General features: G+C 62.6%; 14 protein-coding genes and 2 tRNA genes. 1 reads left to right on the forward strand and 15 read right to left on the reverse strand.

What is annotated here, in order from left to right; all coding sequences use genetic code 11:
- Positions 1–7 precede the first annotated feature (7 nt).
- The 4 genes from G4D79_RS05145 to G4D79_RS05160 form a co-directional block, all read right to left on the reverse strand.
- The gene (locus G4D79_RS05145) at positions 8–535 is read right to left on the reverse strand and encodes a peptidylprolyl isomerase (protein WP_007729190.1); all 528 of its coding nucleotides are present in this window, start codon (positions 533–535) and stop codon (positions 8–10) included.
- Between the two features lie 69 nt (positions 536–604).
- On the reverse strand, positions 605–1381 hold the full coding sequence (locus tag G4D79_RS05150) for a siderophore-interacting protein (RefSeq protein WP_214514223.1): 777 nt from the start codon (positions 1379–1381) through the stop codon (positions 605–607).
- A 48-nt stretch (positions 1382–1429) separates the two neighbouring features.
- Positions 1430–2269, reverse strand: a complete 840-nt coding sequence (locus tag G4D79_RS05155) for an ABC transporter substrate-binding protein (RefSeq protein ID WP_180279547.1) — start codon at positions 2267–2269, stop codon at positions 1430–1432.
- Positions 2270–2463: 194 nt separating this feature from the next.
- A complete protein-coding gene (locus G4D79_RS05160; RefSeq protein WP_143542655.1) occupies positions 2464–3105 on the reverse strand; it encodes a TetR/AcrR family transcriptional regulator in 642 nt (213 codons plus the stop codon).
- A 66-nt stretch (positions 3106–3171) separates the two neighbouring features.
- Between G4D79_RS05160 and G4D79_RS05165 the strand changes: the two genes are divergently transcribed.
- On the forward strand, positions 3172–3624 hold the full coding sequence (locus G4D79_RS05165) for a hypothetical protein (protein WP_235867727.1): 453 nt from the start codon (positions 3172–3174) through the stop codon (positions 3622–3624).
- A 57-nt stretch (positions 3625–3681) separates the two neighbouring features.
- On the opposite strand, the gene G4D79_RS05170 is transcribed toward G4D79_RS05165, so the two are convergent.
- The 11 genes from G4D79_RS05170 to G4D79_RS05220 form a co-directional block, all read right to left on the reverse strand.
- On the reverse strand, positions 3682–4959 hold the full coding sequence (locus G4D79_RS05170) for a lipase family protein (protein ID WP_099696887.1): 1278 nt from the start codon (positions 4957–4959) through the stop codon (positions 3682–3684).
- Between the two features lie 127 nt (positions 4960–5086).
- The gene (locus G4D79_RS05175; RefSeq protein WP_099696888.1) at positions 5087–6751 is read right to left on the reverse strand and encodes an alpha/beta-hydrolase family protein; all 1665 of its coding nucleotides are present in this window, start codon (positions 6749–6751) and stop codon (positions 5087–5089) included.
- Positions 6752–6813: 62 nt separating this feature from the next.
- Complete coding sequence (locus G4D79_RS05180) at positions 6814–7923, reverse strand: hypothetical protein (RefSeq protein ID WP_099696889.1); 1110 nt, start codon at positions 7921–7923, stop codon at positions 6814–6816.
- 262 nt (positions 7924–8185) lie between these two features.
- Positions 8186–8258, reverse strand: a tRNA-Ala gene (locus G4D79_RS05185).
- A 176-nt stretch (positions 8259–8434) separates the two neighbouring features.
- Positions 8435–8508, reverse strand: a tRNA-Ile gene (locus tag G4D79_RS05190).
- 75 nt (positions 8509–8583) lie between these two features.
- Entirely contained in the window at positions 8584–9933 is a 1350-nt protein-coding gene (locus G4D79_RS05195; protein ID WP_099696890.1) for a DUF3566 domain-containing protein, read from the reverse strand.
- Positions 9933–12464 carry a DNA gyrase subunit A gene (gene gyrA, locus G4D79_RS05200; RefSeq protein WP_047272672.1) on the reverse strand — a complete coding sequence of 844 codons (2532 nt, stop codon included), beginning with the start codon at positions 12462–12464 and terminating at the stop codon, positions 9933–9935. The genes G4D79_RS05195 and gyrA overlap by 1 nt, the downstream gene beginning before the upstream one ends.
- Positions 12465–12550: 86 nt before the next feature.
- On the reverse strand, positions 12551–14587 hold the full coding sequence (gene gyrB / locus G4D79_RS05205) for a DNA topoisomerase (ATP-hydrolyzing) subunit B (RefSeq protein WP_003942515.1): 2037 nt from the start codon (positions 14585–14587) through the stop codon (positions 12551–12553).
- A gap of 197 nt (positions 14588–14784) precedes the next feature.
- On the reverse strand, positions 14785–15708 hold the full coding sequence (locus G4D79_RS05210; RefSeq protein ID WP_007729179.1) for an alpha/beta fold hydrolase: 924 nt from the start codon (positions 15706–15708) through the stop codon (positions 14785–14787).
- Positions 15709–15736: 28 nt separating this feature from the next.
- Complete coding sequence (locus tag G4D79_RS05215; RefSeq protein WP_039973074.1) at positions 15737–16858, reverse strand: PDR/VanB family oxidoreductase; 1122 nt, start codon at positions 16856–16858, stop codon at positions 15737–15739.
- Entirely contained in the window at positions 16858–17769 is a 912-nt protein-coding gene (locus G4D79_RS05220; protein WP_007729174.1) for a metal-dependent hydrolase, read from the reverse strand. The genes G4D79_RS05215 and G4D79_RS05220 overlap by 1 nt, the downstream gene beginning before the upstream one ends.
- Positions 17770–17835 lie beyond the last annotated feature (66 nt).

Here is a 17835-nt window from a genome sequence, read left to right on the forward strand (position 1 = left end):
TACCTGTTCAGGAGATGGTGATGCTGTTGATCACGACGGGCTCGACCGGACGATCGCCACGATCGACGGCGGTGGAGGAGATAGCGTCGACAACCTTCTTGGAATCGTCGTCGAGAACCTCACCGAAGATGGTGTGGCGACGGTTGAGGTGCGGCGTCGGGCCGGTGGTGATGAAGAACTGCGAGCCGTTGGTTCCCGGGCCTGCGTTGGCCATGGCCAGCAGGTAGGAGCGGTCGAACTGCAGTTCCGGGTGGAACTCGTCACCGAACTTGTAGCCCGGGCCGCCGGTGCCGGTTCCGGTGGGGTCGCCACCCTGGATCATGAAGCCGTCGATGACGCGGTGGAAGATGGCACCGTCGTAGAACGGGCCGGTCTTGGTGCCGGCGGCGTTTGCGGTGGTGTACTCCTTCGAGCCGTCGGCGAGGCCGACGAAGTTCTCGACGGTCTTCGGCGCATGGTTGCCGAACAGAGCGATCTTGATGTCGCCGCGGTTCGTGTGCAGCGTTGCGGTTGCGGTCTGATGAGTTGAAGTCACACCACCATCGTGCCATTGCCGGCGTTCTCGCGGATGTGAGCCTGCCAATTCCGTGCGACGGGGCATGCGTCACTGCAGTTCGATGTCGGCGGCAACGACCGGATCGGAAATGTCGATTCCGTCCGCAGCTGCGCGTTGGTACAGCCGGTACAGAGCATGATCGAACTCGTCGCGCGTTCGCCCCGCCGACCAGTACGGCAATGCGACAATCCGGGACGGCGGTAGGCCGTTTTCGATCGCTTGGTTGCGCAAGCGGGCGACACAGCTTTTCTCTCCGCCGATCCACAACATTGTCGATTCTGTCTGCGCCTTGGTCCGATCGACTATGTCCACCCACTCGATATCAGGGAATCCGTGCTCGCCTGACGGACCCGTGAAACTGTGTATTCGGACTTGTTCGGCGAGATTCGTCAAGGATCCGACAGCAGGGCGCGCAGATCTGTCGCCGACTGCAACGACGTCAGTGACGCCCGGAACAAGGACGAGTTCGTGTTTGAATCCGATCACCCCAACGCGACTGCCTACGCCCGTCCGGTTGAGCCACCAATCCGGTTTCCCGAGATCTATGGCATCGAACGTGATCCTACGATCGCCAGGATTGAAATCGATTGCTGTGTAGGAACGCCCGATCGGACGCCGGGGGTCGGCCTCCCAACTGGGAACCGCGAGTTTGTCCGACCCCAAGGTGGGGAGCATCATCTCGTCCGTCGGCTCCCGAGGCACGAACAACTTGAACACCGGCGCCGCCCCACGAACGCTCAGGTTTCCGAACTCGCTCGACTGCAACACAACTCGAACGGTGTCGTTTGTTCGCTGTTCAACCTCGGCAATCGAGGCAACGGTCATGACCATGCCCGCAGGTAACCGGGATTCTCTCGCCCTGTCCACGCTCGACTAACCCAACTGTCCCAACGCGGTACCCAGGTTTCCCGGCAGCCACGTCTTTCCAAGTACACCCGCATTGTTGATCGCCTCGCCCTGCGCATCACTGAGCCATACGACGCGGGATTTCAGATTCGACTCCCAGAAAGGCGATTGTTCGAGGTTCGCGATGGAATCCCGTGGTGACGGCATCAGAAGTACCGCTTCACCGTCGACGTCACCCGCGGTCTCACCCGAATACGTCACCGGAGTTCCCGTCGATTCCACCGCGGCTTGGTCCTCCGCCGGCTTCATTCCGAAGAGGCGCAGTATGTTTCCGCCCGATCCCAACGAAATCTGCTCCTTGTAGTAGAGCCCGAATGAGTACGGCCGCCTCGCAAGTCCTGGGTTCGACGCAGCCACACCCGTAAATTCGTCGACTGCCGAGGTGATCAACTCCCCACCCTGCTCGGATTTGCCCAACGCATCCGCGACCTGCTGAACGCCGACTCTCCAATCGTTGTCTGCGTCCTGCATGTCGAATATCAAAGTGGGAGCGATCGTTCGGAGCCGCTCCAACGTGGCGGGCTCGGTGAAAACCGGCCAGGCAGGCGCGATAATGAGATCCGGTTCGACCGCAAGCATCCGCTCGAAATTCACTTGCCCTGCATAGATGTCAGCCAAGGACTCGTCGAGCGCCTCATTTCCCACGTAGTCCGCCAGATAGGGAAGCTTGTCGATGTTGGTCACGCTCGCGGCCACGGGGTGCGATCCCAGCGCCACGACGTTCTCGAACGCCGGGTTCCCCAAGGTCAGGATCCGTTCAGGTGCCGACTCGATGATCACGTCTCCGGATTCCGTGCTCACGGTCACCGGATAGCTTCCCCTCGCTGCGGGACTTCCGTCAGCGTCCGGGTTCGTGTTCGATGACGAACATCCAGCGAGCGCGAGCACTAACGCGGCCCCGGCCGCGCCGAGGAATCTTGGCCTCCACCTGTGTCTATTCATAATTGCCACAGTAGCAATAATTAATGTGGGTTGCCTTACCTTCCTATCCCGGAAGGGCATCAGTGATCCGAAATGTGAGTCCAAGAAGCGTCAGGAGTTGGAACGACCGTAGGAACGAGGCCGGAATCGATCATCTTTTCGGCACCGACAAGGAAGGCGTCGAGCGTCCAGGAAACAACAGCCGAGAGAGTCTCAGGCTTCGGATACTGCGAATCCGGGTAACGATTGCGCGCCGGTGTATGCAGTGCCGCCGACATGATCAGTGTCCGAGAGCCGAGCAAATGTGCTGTTGCACGGTCGAATTCAGGCTTCCGTAGAAGTACCTCATTCATGATTCGCTCGAACTGCTCCAGAGTGCGCTCTTCGTAAGGCCCTCGAAGCACGTAGTCCTCGAGCCCAGGCGTGGCAGTCACGAGTTCAGCGAACCGCTGACCTAACGTCCGAAGGTAGTCCTGCCAGGACTTCGAATCCGAATCCAACTGCAGACGTCCGAAAGCTCTCGCACACGCCAACGAGTACAGACGATCGGTCGAGTCGACGTGATGGCGAATCGTCGCAGCGGAAACGCCCAGGACCTGTGCGACCTCCGCCCGCGTCAGGCGGTCCAAACCCACCCGTTCCGCTGCATCGAGAATCTCTTCTGTCGACGTAATCGCAGGTCGGCCCGGGCTTCGACGGGACCGTGCAGGGGAGGTCGACATTCATCCATCGTAAGTCCGATCTGCGACCGACCTACCCCGGTACAGCCCTTGTGGCAAAGTGAAGTCATGACACGAGTGACCGAGTCCCTCAGCACGCAGTTGCCCGACACCTTCGATCACGCGCGCGCCCGCGTCGAGGACACCTTCGACGAGACTGCCGCCTACCTCGAAGAGACAGCGGCTCGTTTCAAGGAGTCCGAGGCAGCCGACAACGCTCGCCGCATCGCCGCGGTGGTCGCCACATCGGTCGCTCGCGGCGCCGGGCAGGTCGGGTTGTTCCTGGGTCGTCAGGGCAAAGTCCTCGCCAAGAAGGGCGTAGAGCGCGCAAAGGCTATCCCCACGAAGTCCGCGGAACGCACCGAGAAGCCTCGCGGCCGCAAGCGCGTCGCCGTGTTCGTCATCGCCGGTGTTGCGGTGATCGGTGGCGCGGTGTTCTTCAAGAGCCGCCGACGCGAGCATCCGCCGGTCGCTTCCGCACCCCCTCGCCTCGAGGAGAACTCGGCCGAGAAGACCGCTTAGTCGAGATACGAAAAGCCCCGGAACAGATTGTGTTCCGGGGCTTTTCGATGTTCACGTTCAGCAGTTGGACGGTGCCGGGACGTTATTGAAGCGATCGATCATGTATCCGACGGATTCCGGGGTACCCACCAGGTACGGCGTCGCGTGATTGATTGCCAGTCCCGGAATGATCGGGGGCAGTTCGTTGACGGAGAACTGCACCGTCGCGCCCTTGCCGCACCAGTCTCGCGCCAGTTGCTGTCCCTGGCCGAACGGAACGATGTCGTCGGAGCGGCCATGCTGAATGAGCACGGGCGACTCCGGCGTCAGCTTGCCGATCTTCTGCTCGTCGAGGATTGCCTGCGCCATGGGCAGACGCGCCAGAACTGCGGAGAGTGATTCACCGGAATTGGTGAAGCTCGACGACTGCTGGAAGCCGAACTGCAATCCACTTTCGGCGACGCACTGGTTCTTGGTGGCGGCCAACATCTGTCGGCCGCGATCGTTGATCTCGGCGTCGAGCAGCGGCTGAACCTCGGGGTACTGCGCAAGGATCCCGTTGAGCGCGTATCCGATCACTCCGGTGAGGAACGTGCCGTCGACCTGCTGCAGCGTCGCCGCCAGATCGGCGGGCGGTGCACCTGCGTACGTGCCCTTGAGATCAAGCTCAGGAGCATACGACGGCTTCAATTCCGTTGCGGCAGCGGCAGCTCCACCACCTTGCGAGTAACCCCACAGTCCGACGGGGCCGTCGGCGGGAATGCTCGTGTTCGGGAGTTGCTGAGCGGCTCGCACCGAGTCCAGAACGGCGTGCGCTTCGGCTTCACGGTTGACGTAGGTGTGATCGCCCGGAGTTCCGAGGCCCTCGTAATCGGTGACAACGACGGCAATGCCGTTGAGCAGCAACGTGTTCACCCAGATGGACTCGTAGCCGACCATGACGTCCGTCGGGAACTGGTACTCGATACCGGTGTTGAACAGCTTGGACGGTGCGCATTGATCGCCCTGCCCATGCGTTCCTACCGCTGCGGCAACCAGTGGACGCGCCCCCTGCCCGGTCCACGGGTTCGACGGTTCGAGATAGGTGCCCGTCACGGCAACGGGGGCGCCCTTGGCGTCCTCGCTTCGGTACATGATCTTGGTGGCGGTTGCCGGCCACGCACCGTTCGATCCGGGCACGCTCAGCAGCAGTGGTGACGGCTCACTCTTGATGAGATCTCCGTTGGCACCTGCCGGAAGCTCCGACGGCGGCGTGTAGAAATCCGCCGGGTCCGCCATTGCGGCAGGGGCCGTCACAGCACCCATGACCAGTGCCGCGACGGAAACCCCGGCCGCCCACCATGCTCTGCTCTTCACGTTTCGATCTCCCCACGCTCGCCTGCGCTGTGGCTTGGCACACAGCGAACGCAGAGTAACACATACCTCACGTAACACTTTTTCGTGAGGTTTTCGCCTTCCCAGGCTGACTTACAACCGTTTACGACTACTTCGTGGGCTCCAGATTGGAGGTCAGCAGCGAACGAAGCTTGTCGGTATCAGCCGAGGTCCACGCCTCGGGGTGCAGGATCTTGGCCCACATGTCCGCTGCATCCTCGCCGTAATTGTGACCGTGCCCGGACGGGACGTCAGCCGAGAAGACCATGTCGAGGGTTACCTGCCAGAAGGTCACGAGAGGTACCCACGTCATTCCCGGATCCACGTCGCGGCCCAGCGGTTCCTTGAGCCAATCCGGCTTGTTGAGCAGCAGGTCGAAGGACCACCACGTGATCGGGTCGCTGGCGTGCTGCCAGTACACGATGCGATCGTCGTCCCAATCCGACTTCAGCTCCAGATCCTCCGGATCACCGGCAAACCGAATGGCGCGTCCACCGTCGATCACCGGCAGAATTTCCTTCGACCCCGAGTCGCGACTGTCCGTGATTTCCTGCCATTGGGCAGTGAAGTTGGGAGTTCCGACCCACAGTGCGCCGTCGACGCGCGTCATCATGTCCTGGGCGCCGGCAAATGCTGCCTGACCACCGTAGGAGCCGAGGCTCTCACCGAAGACAACCAGTTCGGGTCGCGTCTCAACGGGCAAGTCGATCCACTTGGCGTAGACCGCGTTGAACAGCGCGCGGCCGGCGATCATCGGCGTCTCACGGTCGGCGATGAAGGCCAACGGACTCGGAAGGAACGAGTACTGCATCGACGCGATCGCCGTGTCCCCGCCCTCGACGTACTCGAACGCCGACGCGACGTCCTCGTTCACCCAACCGCGACCGGTGGTCGTGACAACTGCGAGAGTTCCGCGGTCGAATCCGCCGGTGCGCTCCAACTCGTCGACGACCCGCTGTGCGACACCGTTGATCGAGTCCGAGGATTCACGTCCGGCATACACCCGGATCGGTTGCTTCGCTTCACGTCCGGTCAATGCAGAGATCTCGGCTGCAGTGGGACCGCTACCCATGAAGGTGCGACCCTCCTGGCCGAGAGAATCCCAAGCCTCGGCGGACATCGGCGAACCGCTCCGCTCTGCAATCATGGGCTGTTCGATGCCGTCCGGTGTTTCGTGATCCGCACCGGAGAAACTCCAGTTCGCGAAGGCGATCAGCCCGTTGTACAGCGCACCGTTCACGATGAAAATGCCGAGGGCGAAGATGACGATCAAGCTGCCGACCTTCGCCGCCTCTAGGGGAACGAACCGTAGTGCGACGGCGGTGAGCTTGTTGGTGGTGAACCGAAGACCACGGCCTGCCTCGAGCAGGATGAACCAGATTCCGAGCGAAATCATCAGCACCAGAAGATAATTCGCTTGATTGGTGCGTGGAGCTTCCACGAGATCGCGAACGATCTGCTGCCACCACGAACCGAGGACCAAGAACGTCGGCACCAGAATGACGGCCGCGACCAACAGGATTCGCCAGCCGATCTTCTTGGTGCGATCCGACCACTGCGGTTCGACGCCGCACTTGCGGATCATCCAGGCAACCGTCACGCCGACGCCGTATCCCATGGCGAGCGAGATGCCCGTCGCAACGCCCTGCAGGTACCACGCGCGCGGCAACAGGGACGGACTCATCGACCAGGTGAAGAAGACCAGAGCAAAGGCAAGCCCGACCGGGTGCAGCGTCTTGCAATAGAGGCGCAGCCGTTCCCACACACGTTTCATGCCGGAATCGTATGCGCCCCGTGCCCGAATCAGGTCACGAGGCGCACACGCGTCCAGTCTGTTTACGGGGCGAAGCGCAAAATCGCGGCAACTGCGCCGCCGCCCGGAATGTCCTCCGCGCGAACAGCGAGCACCCGCGCACCCGTCAGGAGCGCACGACGAGCGATCTCGTCGACGACCCCGTAGGTGCTTCCGTTGGTCGACTCACCGGTCGTGAGAGCGCCCGTCTGGGGATCGAGACTTCCGGGTACGACGGAATCGATGTCGACGAAAACGGTGTCGACCTGTCCGTACGTCGCGGCTGTTGCCACGTCGGCGACGTCCGTCTGAGTGCGTCCCTGTTCCGTGCGCACATTGAAGGTGTCCCGCACCGCCGCCAGCTGCTCGGCATGGAAGTCGTCGAGCGCCGGACGCGAACCGTCCGCCACTTCCTGCGTCGACAAGGCTTCGGGGTTTCCCTCGACGGTTTTGTCGACCAGGTGGCGGTACGAATTCACGGAGCGATACACCGACGCGATGGGTTCCGCAGCGGCCAGAATCAAGGGGACGTCACGGCCGGCGAGCACACCGCGGACCTCGTGATCGACTGCACGGGCGTACTGATTGACGCGCAGCTTTCGGCTGTCCGAACCCGAGAGCCGACCCGCCTCGGTGCGACTGTTGATCGACGACTTGCCCGCGTGATCCGCAGCGTTCTTCGGCATTCCCTGAACACGAACCTCGTCGGCCGGTTGATCGGCGGCGATCTCGATCAGTCGCACCGAACCCTCTGCCAGAGCGAGAACAAACGCCGTCTGGGGGAACGTCACCGAACGGAGCAGCGGCTTGAGATGAAACCGATCGCTGACCGTTTCGAGCGCCTGCAGACGGTTGGGGAGGCGGAAGGTCACCAGACGCTCCGGCGTCGCGTACGTGACCAATGAGCGCGACTGGAAGCGCCAGAAATCGTCGTCGTCGTCGAGCTCTGCGTATTCGGCCTCGAACTGCTTGCGCTCGGCCGGATCCTCCACCGATGCGAGTGCCGAGCGGACCTGGTCCTTGAAGGCGATGCGCGCTTTGTCATGATCCTGCGGCGCATCTTCAGTCGGAGTCACGATGGTGATGCAGGTGGGCCCTTCCACCTCCGCGAGTGCGGCAATTTCACCGTGGCTGGGAATGTCGTTGTGAAGCACTACGAACCTCCTGAAATTGGGTTCTCCTCACGCTACGCCCGGCTGGTTATGACCACTAGACTTTCCGGAGAATTCGGGACGAACGGTCCATAGTGGGCGCGGTTCTGGCCACCCTACTCCGAGCGAACGGCATGTTCATCGCCTTCAGTGCGCCGAAAGTACCGTTCGCTCAAGAAGGGGAGGCCACGAGTCGGGCACCGGCTGGTCGGACATCGGCATACAAAAACACCCTCCCGGATCCCGGGAGGGTGTTTTCTTACTGTGGAGCCTAGGAGATTCGAACTCCTGACATCTGCCTTGCAAAGGCAGCGCTCTACCAACTGAGCTAAGGCCCCGTTCGGTTTTCTGACCGGAGTCAGAGTACCTAGGTTCTATCCTGTTTCCAAATCGTGCCAAACCTTGTCTCCGCGCTGACTTTTGATCAGCTTGGTGACCCCGAGAGCTACCAGAATTCCGGCCCCGACAAGCAGGAAAACCTTCATTCCAGCAACCCTTCTTCGGCACATGGGAGTGGGCCTAGGAGGACTTGAACCTCCGACCTCTTCATTATCAGTAAAGCGCTCTAACCACCTGAGCTATAGGCCCCTGAACCGATTCCAAAGATTACCCCACCGGGCCGCTGACACCAAAACGGGCCCGGCGGAGCAATGTTTTCGCAGGTCAGTCGCGGTCGGCGAGAGTTACCTCTACGCCGCCAACCAGGTCGCTGCAGAGGTTGTAGATGAACGATCCGATCGTGACGAGTGCCGTGAAAAGCACCATGTTCGCGATACCGATCAGCGCGGCGTAGCCGAACACCTGGCCGGCCGTCACCAGACCGTCGGAGCCGCCGTCGGCAACGATGTCGGTGAACGCGTTGTTCAGGCGATCCCAGACGCCCATGCCGTCGAGAACCACGTAGAGCAGTCCGACGGCCACCATCCACACGAAGAACAGCGACACCGAGATCACGGATGTGATCTTGAGCGTGGACCACGGGTCGATACGACGGATCTGGACCGTTGCGCGCAGTGGCGCACCGTCCACGACCGAGGCCGATACGGCGTGAGTTTTCTCACCCTTCACCGCAGCAGGCAACGGATGCTTGGCCTCGGAGAGGTCAGGCATGTCCTTCGGTAGATCCTTGCGATCGATGTGCCGAGTCGGCCCGTCGATCGCGGCGGCTTTTGCTTTCGGATTAGCGACGGTGGGATTGGCGACTGTGGCGTTTGCAGCCTTGGCTGCTGCCGCGCCGGCGACGCCACCGGTAGCTGCGGCAGCCGCCGTTCCCGTCACGACGGGACGTGCCGACGGGTTGCCGGCAGGACGACCCGTCTGTGCACCGGCAGCGGGACGACCCGATTGCGGCTGTCCCTTCGGCGCACCACCCTGCGCGGGGTTTTTGGCCGGACCACCCTGCACCGGACCACCCTGCGCAGGGCCTGCCGCTGCAGGACGCTGCGGACCCGCAGGCGGCTTACCCCCGGCAGGAGCTGCCGGTCGACCCGCAGGAGCACCAGCGCCGGCTGGGCGCGTGATGTTGGTCTGCGGCTGACTTTGCGGAGCCTGATTCTGCGGTGGCTGAGCCTTCGACGCCGGGGCCTTGGACGCCGGGTTCTGAGCTGGCTGCCCCTGCGGCTGACCCGACGGCTGGGGTCCGCGTTGCCACGGCGGCGCCTGGCTGCCACGAGCCTGATTGGCAACCGGTTGCGGCGGAGCCTGACCGTCACCCTTTGCCGGAGTTACCGGCGCAGCCGGAGCCACAGAAGGAGCGGAAGGAGCTTGACCCTTGGCCGCACCCGCGGCGTCGGAAGCCCCACCCGCCGGCTTCTGAGCCGACGGGCCGCGAGGCGGCTCCGGTGCCTTGGGCGCCGGAGCTGCCTCGGAAGCTTTGGGTCCGCCGTCCGCTGGAGCTGCAGGTTTCGAGGTCTGCGGCCCCGCCGGAGCAGTTGCCTGCTCCGGCTTCGGTGGCGTCGAACCTGAAGTGCTTTCGCTCTTCTGGTCACTGCCCGGCTGGTTGGGAGTGCTCACTAGGACTCCTTAGCTCCATCGGCATTGTCTGCGTTGTCGGTGGTCTCTGCAGCGAGCTCTTCGGGCTCGTCGGCGTTGCGCGCAATCGCGAGCAGTGTGTCGCCTTCGCCGAGGTTCATCAGACGCACGCCCTTGGTCTGGCGTCCCGCCTTACGAACCTGCTTGGCAGCCGTCCTGATGACGCCGCCGCCCGAGGTGATCGCGTACAGCTCGTCGTCGTCGTCGACGATGAGCGCACCGACCAGAGTGCCACGTTTCTTGTCGTACTGAATCGTGAGCACGCCCTTGCCGCCGCGACCCTGCACCGGGTAGTCCTCCATGCCGGTTCGCTTGGAGTAACCGCCCGACGTGGCGACCAGGAGGAATGTTCCTTCACGAACGACGTTGAGCGAGAGCAGCTCGTCGTCACCGTTGAAACGCATGCCCTGGACACCGGAAGTGGCGCGGCCCATCGGACGCAGTGCCTCATCGGTGGCCGAGAAGCGGATCGACTGGCCCTGTGCCGAGACGAGAAGCAGGTCGTCTTCGGCGGAGCAGAGGACAGCGCCGACCAGTTCGTCTTCACCGCGCAGGTTGATGGCGACGATGCCGCCGCTGCGGTTGGAGTCGAAGTCGGTGAGCTTGGACTTCTTGACCAGACCGTTGCGAGTGGCGAGCACCAGGTAGGGCGCGTCTTCGTAGGTCTTGATCTGGATGACGGACTGGATGCGCTCGTCCGGCTGGAATGCCAGCAGGTTGGCAACGTGCTGACCGCGAGCTGTACGGCTCGCCTCGGGCAACTCGTAAGCCTTCGCGCGGTAGACGCGGCCCTTCGTGGTGAAGAACAGCAGCCAGTCGTGCGTCGACGTGACGAAGAAGTGCGAGACGATGTCGTCCTGCTTGAGGCCGGCACCCTGAACACCCTTGCCGCCGCGCTTCTGCGAGCGGTACAGGTCGGTCTTGGTGCGCTTGGCGTAACCGGTCTCGGTGATCGTGACGACGACGTCTTCGCGGGCGATCAGATCCTCGTCGTTGACGTCTCCGTCGGCGGCGATGATGCGGGTACGACGGTCGTCGCCGTACTTGTCGACGATTTCCTTGAGCTCGTCACGAACGATCGCGCGCTGACGCTCCGGGCGAGCCAGAATGTCTTCGAGGTCCGCGATTTCGAGTTCGATCTCGGCCAACTCGTCGACGATCTTCTGACGCTCGAGGGCGGCCAGACGACGCAGCTGCATGCCGAGGATGGCGTCGGCCTGGATCTCGTCGACGTCGAGGAGTTCCATCAATCCGGCGCGAGCGATGTCGACGGTCTGCGACGCACGGATCAAGGCGATGACCTCGTCCAGAGCGTCGAGGGCCTTGACCAGACCGCGCAGGATGTGGGCGCGCTCCTGTGCCTTGCGAAGCAGGTACCTGGTACGACGAACGATGACCTCGAGCTGATGCGCCGTGTACAGACGGATCATCTGGTCGAGGCGCAGCGTGCGCGGCACTCCGTCGACGATGGAGAGCATGTTGCAGCCGAAGCTGGTCTGCAGCTGGGTGTGCTTGTAAAGGTTGTTCAGCACGACCTTGGCAACGGCGTCACGCTTGACGGTGACGACGATGCGCATGCCGACGCGGTCCGAGGACTCGTCGTGGATGTCGGAGATGCCACCGATCTTGGCGTCACGAACCTGCTCCGCGATGGAGGTGATCAGGTTGTCCGGGTTGACCTGGTAGGGCAGCTCGGTGATGACGATTGTGGTGCGGCCCTTGGCATCTTCTTCGATCTCGACGACGCCGCGCATACGAACGGAGCCACGGCCGGTGGTGTAGGCGTCCTGGATGCCCTGTCCACCGACGATGAGCCCGTGCGTGGGGAAGTCGGGTCCCTTGATGCGCTCCATGACGGCCGCGAGGGTGGCTTCCTCGTCCGCTTCGAAGTTGTCGAGCGCCCAGTAGATGGCCTCGGCAACTTCACGCAGGTTGTGCGGCGGAATGTTGGTGGCCATACCGACGGCGATGCCGTTGGAACCGTTGATCAGCAGGTTCGGGATACGGCTGGGCAGAACCGTCGGTTCCTGCGTCTTGCCGTCGTAGTTCGGGGTGAAATCGACTGTCTCGTGGTCGATTTCGCGCAGCATTTCCATCGCGAGCGGCGTGAGCCTGCACTCGGTGTAACGCATGGCGGCTGCGCCGTCGTTGCCGCGGGAGCCGAAGTTTCCCTGACCGTCGACTAGCGGGTAACGCAGCGACCACGGCTGGGCCATACGAACCAACGTGTCGTAGATCGAGGAGTCGCCGTGGGGGTGGTAGTTACCCATGGTCTCGGCGACCGGTCGGGCAGACTTCACGTATCCGCGGTCGGGGCGATATCCGTTGTCGTACATCGCGTAGAGCACGCGGCGGTGCACCGGCTTGAGTCCGTCGCGGACATCCGGCAGAGCGCGACCGACGATGACGCTCATGGCGTAGTCGATGTAGCTGTTCTGCATTTCCTGCTGGATGTCGACCGGTTCGATCCGGTCGTGTTGCGGACCGTCCGGTGGCAACGTGGTGTCGGTCATGAGCTCACTTTCTTAAAAGAGGGGGCAAGCCCCTGTGCGCGGAAAAGGAGTCCGGGGACTCCTCAACCGCTCACAGGGCCGCAGGCCTACACGTCGAGGAAACGAACGTCCCGGGCATTGCGGGTGATGAAGCTGCGTCGTGCTTCGACGTCTTCGCCCATCAGCACGCTGAACAGCTCGTCGGCAGCAGCCGCGTCGTCGAGCGTGACGAGACGCAGAACGCGCACCGTCGGGTCCATCGTGGTTTCCCACAGCTCCTTGGCGTTCATCTCGCCGAGGCCTTTGTAGCGCTGGATGCCGTCGTCCTTGTTGATCTTCTTGCCGGACTCGAGGCCGGCCTTGACCATCGCGTCGCGCTCGCGGTCGGAGTACGCGAATTCCGGCTGCGCACCCTTCTGCCACTTGAGCTTGTACAGCGGCGGCTGCGCGAGGTAGACCTTGCCGTGCTCGACGAGCGGCCGCATGAAGCGGAACAGCAGCGTGAGCAGCAGCGTTGCGATGTGCTGACCGTCGACGTCGGCGTCGGCCATGAGCACGATCTTGTGATAGCGCAGCTTGGCGATGTCGAACTCGTCGTGGATGCCCGTGCCGAACGCGGTGATGATCGACTGGACTTCGGTGTTCTTGAGGACGCGATCGATACGCGCCTTCTCGACGTTGATGATCTTTCCGCGCAGCGGGAGTATCGCCTGGTACATCGAGTCTCGGCCGGACTTGGCCGAGCCGCCTGCGGAGTCGCCCTCCACGATGTAGATCTCGGACTTCTCCGGATCGTTGGAGCGGCAATCGGCGAGCTTGCCTGGCAGGCCACCGAGGTCGGTCGCGCTCTTACGACGGACCAGCTCACGCGCCTTACGCGCGGCGACGCGGGCCTGCGCCGACGAAACAGCCTTGTTCACAATGGTTTTCGCGTCGGCGGGGTTCGCCTCGAACCAGTGCGCGAGGTGCTCGTTGCACGCTTTCTGCACGAAGGACTTGACCTCGGTATTGCCGAGCTTGGTCTTGGTCTGACCCTCGAACTGGGGTTCACCGACCTTCACCGAGATGATGGCCGCAAGTCCTTCACGGATGTCGTCACCGGTGAGCTTGGGATCTTTGTCCTTGAGCAGCTTCTTTTCGAGCGCGTACTTGTTGACCGTTGCGGTCAGTGCGGCGCGGAAGCCCTCTTCGTGGGTACCACCCTCGTGGGTGTTGATCGTGTTGGCGAAGGTGTGCACGGACTCCGAGTAGCCGGAGTTCCACTGCATTGCGACCTCGAGCTCGTGGCCGGTGCCCTTGGCGGTGAATCCGACGACCGAGTTGTGGATCGGGGTCTTGCTCTTGTTGATGTGCCGGACGTAGTCCTCGAGTCCACCGGGGTAGTGGTAGATACGGGTCTTGGACTTACGCGGCGCTGCCTGAGCAGCTTCTTCGGCTTCTTCGGCAGCAGACTTGGGAGCCTCGGCCACCTCGGCGGCTTCGTCGTCGATGACCTCGGCGCGCTCGTCGGTCAGCGTGATGGTCAGGCCCTTGTTGAGGAAGGCCATTTCCTGCAGACGACGCGCAACGGTCTCGAAGTTGTAGCGAGTGGTCTCGAAGATCTCGGGATCGGCCCAGAAACTGACGGTGGTGCCGGTTTCCTTCGTCGGGTCGCCCTGTACGAGCTCTCCCGGCTTGGAATCGGTGTACGTCTGCTGCCACCGGTAGCCGTCGACCTTGATGTCGACGTCGAGCCGGGTGGAGAGCGCGTTGACCACCGAGATACCGACGCCGTGCAGACCACCGGAGACGGCGTAGGAGTCGGAGTCGAACTTGCCGCCGGCGTGCAGCTGGGTCAGCACGACCTCGACGGTGGGGACTCCGGAGGCGTGCATGCCGACCGGGATGCCACGGCCGTCGTCGATGACGCGGATTCCGCCGTCTTCGAGGAGGGTGACCTCGACCTTGGTGGCGTGTCCGGCCATCGCCTCGTCGACCGAGTTGTCGACGACCTCCCAAATGAGGTGGTGCAGGCCGCGTTCACCGGTGGAACCGATGTACATGCCTGGACGCTTACGTACCGCCTCGAGTCCTTCGAGGACGGTGATGGACGACGCGTTGTAGTCCTTGCTGGAAGTGCTTGTATCTGACTTCTGGGCAGCCACGGGTGGGTAGCTCTCCTTCTCCGTCAATACTCGAGCGCAGCCGTCAGCAAGCCCTTGCGGGTGTCGTCGGAGCGGGTTCGAGAATGTTGCCGCTAGTTACCGTTGACCATCTTACTGGTAAGCACCGACTAGAAGCGGCCAATGACACCCCTGGCTGCGCCGCAGACGAATTTTTACGATCCCCGGAAGGTGAAACGCTAGGAACTTTGCTTCTCCGAGCGACGCTCTCTCAGGCTCGCGATAAATGCCCGCGCATGTTCGGCAACCTCGCCCGGATGTGAAAACGGTGACCAGTGTCCCGCGGCAATTTCACGTCGCTGCAGGTCGGAGACCCATTTTTCGGTGTCTTCGTATCCCACCGGACGAACGGCTTTGTCGTACTTGTTCAGAATGAGCTGAACAGGCACGTCCGTGTACCGATCCCGCGGCTTGCCGAGAGACGGCCGGATGTTCGCGCGATAAAGCTTGAGTCCGTTCACCATGTCGTCGGCAATGGTGGGCGCGGTGTTGACCACACGGGGGTCCAGACCGTCGAAGAAGCCCAGAAACGCCGGCCAGTGCTTGGAGAACCACAGACGCAACGGAAGGGTGCACAGCCCGGGAATCTGGAACAGAACGGTGTAGGCCGACGCAATTCCCTGCGCCGCCGGGCCGAGGAAACGACGCTTGGACGCGCTCGCCCGGATCCACTTACCGAGATGATCGAGATTGGGGCCCGAGATGGACGAGAACGACGCGATCTTCTCTTCGGCACCCGGCTCGCAGACCGCTTCCCACGTTTCGACGGATCCCCAGTCGTGCGCGAGGACGTGCACCGGCTTGCCCGGGCTGACCGCGTCGATGACGGCAAAAAGATCGCCGGCCAGTGCGCTCAGTTGGTAGTCCTGCACCCTCGAGGGGATTGTGCTCTCACCGGCCCCGCGGCTGTCGTAGCTGACGACGCGGAAGTCGTCTGCCAGCAAAGGCACGATGCGGTTCCACAATTCATGGGTGTCGGGCCAACCATGCACCAGGACGATGGTCTCGCCGTCTGCCTTGCCCTGCTCGAACACGGCCAGGCTGACGGAACCGTTGGTCACGCGACGCGCGGTCACGGCATGGACAGGAGAGTGCTTCGACATTGTCGAACCCTTCGGAGTCGGGAAATATCTAGAGATCGAGAACGAGACGTCCACCGTCGGAACGGGATACGCAGATGAGCATCTCCGTTTCCTGTTCGGTGTCGGTCAGACGCCTTTCGCGGTGATCGGGTTTACCCGCGAGTACCTTCACACGACAGGTTCCGCAGAAACCCTGCTGACACGAGTACCCGACACCGGGCAATGTCTTCTTGATGACGTCGAGCGCGGACTCGTCGGCGGGCACGGTGAGTACCTGACCCGAATTGACAAGCTGCACTTCGAATTCCTTGCCGTCGATCACCGGCGGAGCCCCGAACCGCTCGAAATGCAAAGCGGTGGAGGGTGTATCGCGGAAACCGCGGCGGACGGCATCGAGCATCGGCGTCGGGCCACAGCAGTACACGGCGCCGCCGACCGGCGCTCGTCCGAGAAGGTCTGTGGTGGTGGGCAATCCGAACTCGTCGTCCGGGCGCACGAAGACACGCTCGGGATCCCAGGTTGCGATCTCGTCGAGGAACGGCATGGATTCACGGGAGCGGCCCGAGTACACGAAGTACCAGTCCATCCCCAATTCTCTTGCCGCACGGACCATTGCGATGATCGGCGTGATACCGATGCCGCCGGCGACGAACAACGCGCTGCCTTCTCCGACAAACGGGAAGCCGTTGCGTGGTCCGCGTACCGTGACGTGCTCACCGGGCTGGAGAGCGTGCATCTCGATGGAACCGCCACCGCCGTCGGGGATCCGGCGCACCGCGACGCTGTATCCCGTGCGATCGGCCGGGTCGCCGCACAGCGAATACTGACGCCGCAGACCCGAAGGTAGATGGAAGTCCAGGTGCGAACCCGGATGCCACGGCGGAATCGGTGAGCCGTCCGCGGATTCGAAGCGCAGGCGAACGACGTTCTCGTCGGTTGCCACCACCTCACGTGTGCTGACCACCATGTTCATGGCCGTGTCGGGGTTGTGGCCCGCGATCTCGGGGTTGTAGTCGTAGGCCGTCAACACGCGAAGGTACTTGTCCGCCAACAACTCCGTGATGCGCATGGCGCGGTCGGGACGGTTCTTCCCGGACAGATCGGGTGGAGCCGGAAAACGCGGCAACCCGTCGTGACCGGAGATGACGTCCTTGACCCTCGAGAGTGAAATCACCGTGCGGCCGCCTGGGCTGCGGGTGACGACGCGAGGTATTGCACCGCCTGGGCGGTCGAGCCCTCGTTACTGGGGTGATAGGACTTGCTGAAGTAGGTCGACATCCGCTTGACCAGCTCGAACGACGTGGGAACTGTGCCGCGCTTACCGGCCGCGATGAAATCGGACAGGTGGGGGCGTCGACGGCTGGGAGCCTGAGCGGCAAGCTCGGGATCGTTGCGCATCAAGAACCGGGTACCGCGAATCCACAGCCACACGATTGCGGGCGTGACGAGGATCTGGGTACGGATCCGGCGGGTCTCACGCTTGTCGAAGTAGCGCATCACGTCGTACGCGACGGCTCGGTGTTCGACTTCTTCGGCGCCGTGCCAGCGAAGGAGATCAAGCATGGTCGGGTGCATGCCGGCTTTGTCCAGCCCCTTGGCGTTGAGCACCCAGTCGCCGAGGAAAGCAGTGATGTGTTCGATGGCCGCGATGATCGCCAAGCGCTCCACCAGGTGATTCTCGGCGCGCAGACCCGTCATCGGGCGCGGTCCGAGCAGTTTCGAGAATGCCCACTCCATCTGCTGGGTGTACGGCGTCGGATCGAGGCCGTTTTCCTTGAGATGGACGAGGACACCCGAGTGCGCGTTGGAGTGCATCGCCTCTTGGCCGATGAATCCGACGACGTCCTCACGGAGTTTCTCGTCCTCGATCAGAGGAAGAGCTTCCTTGAAGGTCTCGACAAACCATTCCTCACCGGCGGGGAGGAGAAGGTGAAGCACGTTGAGAACGTGTGTGCTGAACGGATCGCCCGGAATCCAGTGCATGGGCAGATCGGACCAGTCGAACTCGACATTGCGAGCCTGCAACAGGATGTGATCCGGCTCGGCGAACGACGAAGCGGGTGTCGATATCTTCTGCGACATCTAGCTACTCCTTCATGCCTGCCGATCGGTGGGGAACGACAGCCTTGTGACACAGTTCACTCACTA

The organism is Rhodococcus sp. WY5, assembly GCF_018588185.1.
GTDB lineage: Bacteria > Actinomycetota > Actinomycetes > Mycobacteriales > Mycobacteriaceae > Rhodococcus_F > Rhodococcus_F qingshengii.

Excerpts from the sequence above, each read along its gene's own strand:
- G4D79_RS05150 (WP_214514223.1), bottom strand. The coding sequence starts at position 1,381 with ATGACCGTTGCCTCGATTGCCGAGGTTGAACAGCGAACAAACGACACC.
- G4D79_RS05160 (WP_143542655.1), bottom strand. The coding sequence starts at position 3,105 with ATGTCGACCTCCCCTGCACGGTCCCGTCGAAGCCCGGGCCGACCTGCG.
- G4D79_RS05165 (WP_235867727.1), top strand. The coding sequence starts at position 3,172 with ATGACACGAGTGACCGAGTCCCTCAGCACGCAGTTGCCCGACACCTTC.
- G4D79_RS05175 (WP_099696888.1), bottom strand. The coding sequence starts at position 6,751 with ATGAAACGTGTGTGGGAACGGCTGCGCCTCTATTGCAAGACGCTGCAC.
- gyrA (WP_047272672.1), bottom strand. The coding sequence starts at position 12,464 with ATGACCGACACCACGTTGCCACCGGACGGTCCGCAACACGACCGGATC.
- G4D79_RS05210 (WP_007729179.1), bottom strand. The coding sequence starts at position 15,708 with ATGTCGAAGCACTCTCCTGTCCATGCCGTGACCGCGCGTCGCGTGACC.
- G4D79_RS05220 (WP_007729174.1), bottom strand. The coding sequence starts at position 17,769 with ATGTCGCAGAAGATATCGACACCCGCTTCGTCGTTCGCCGAGCCGGAT.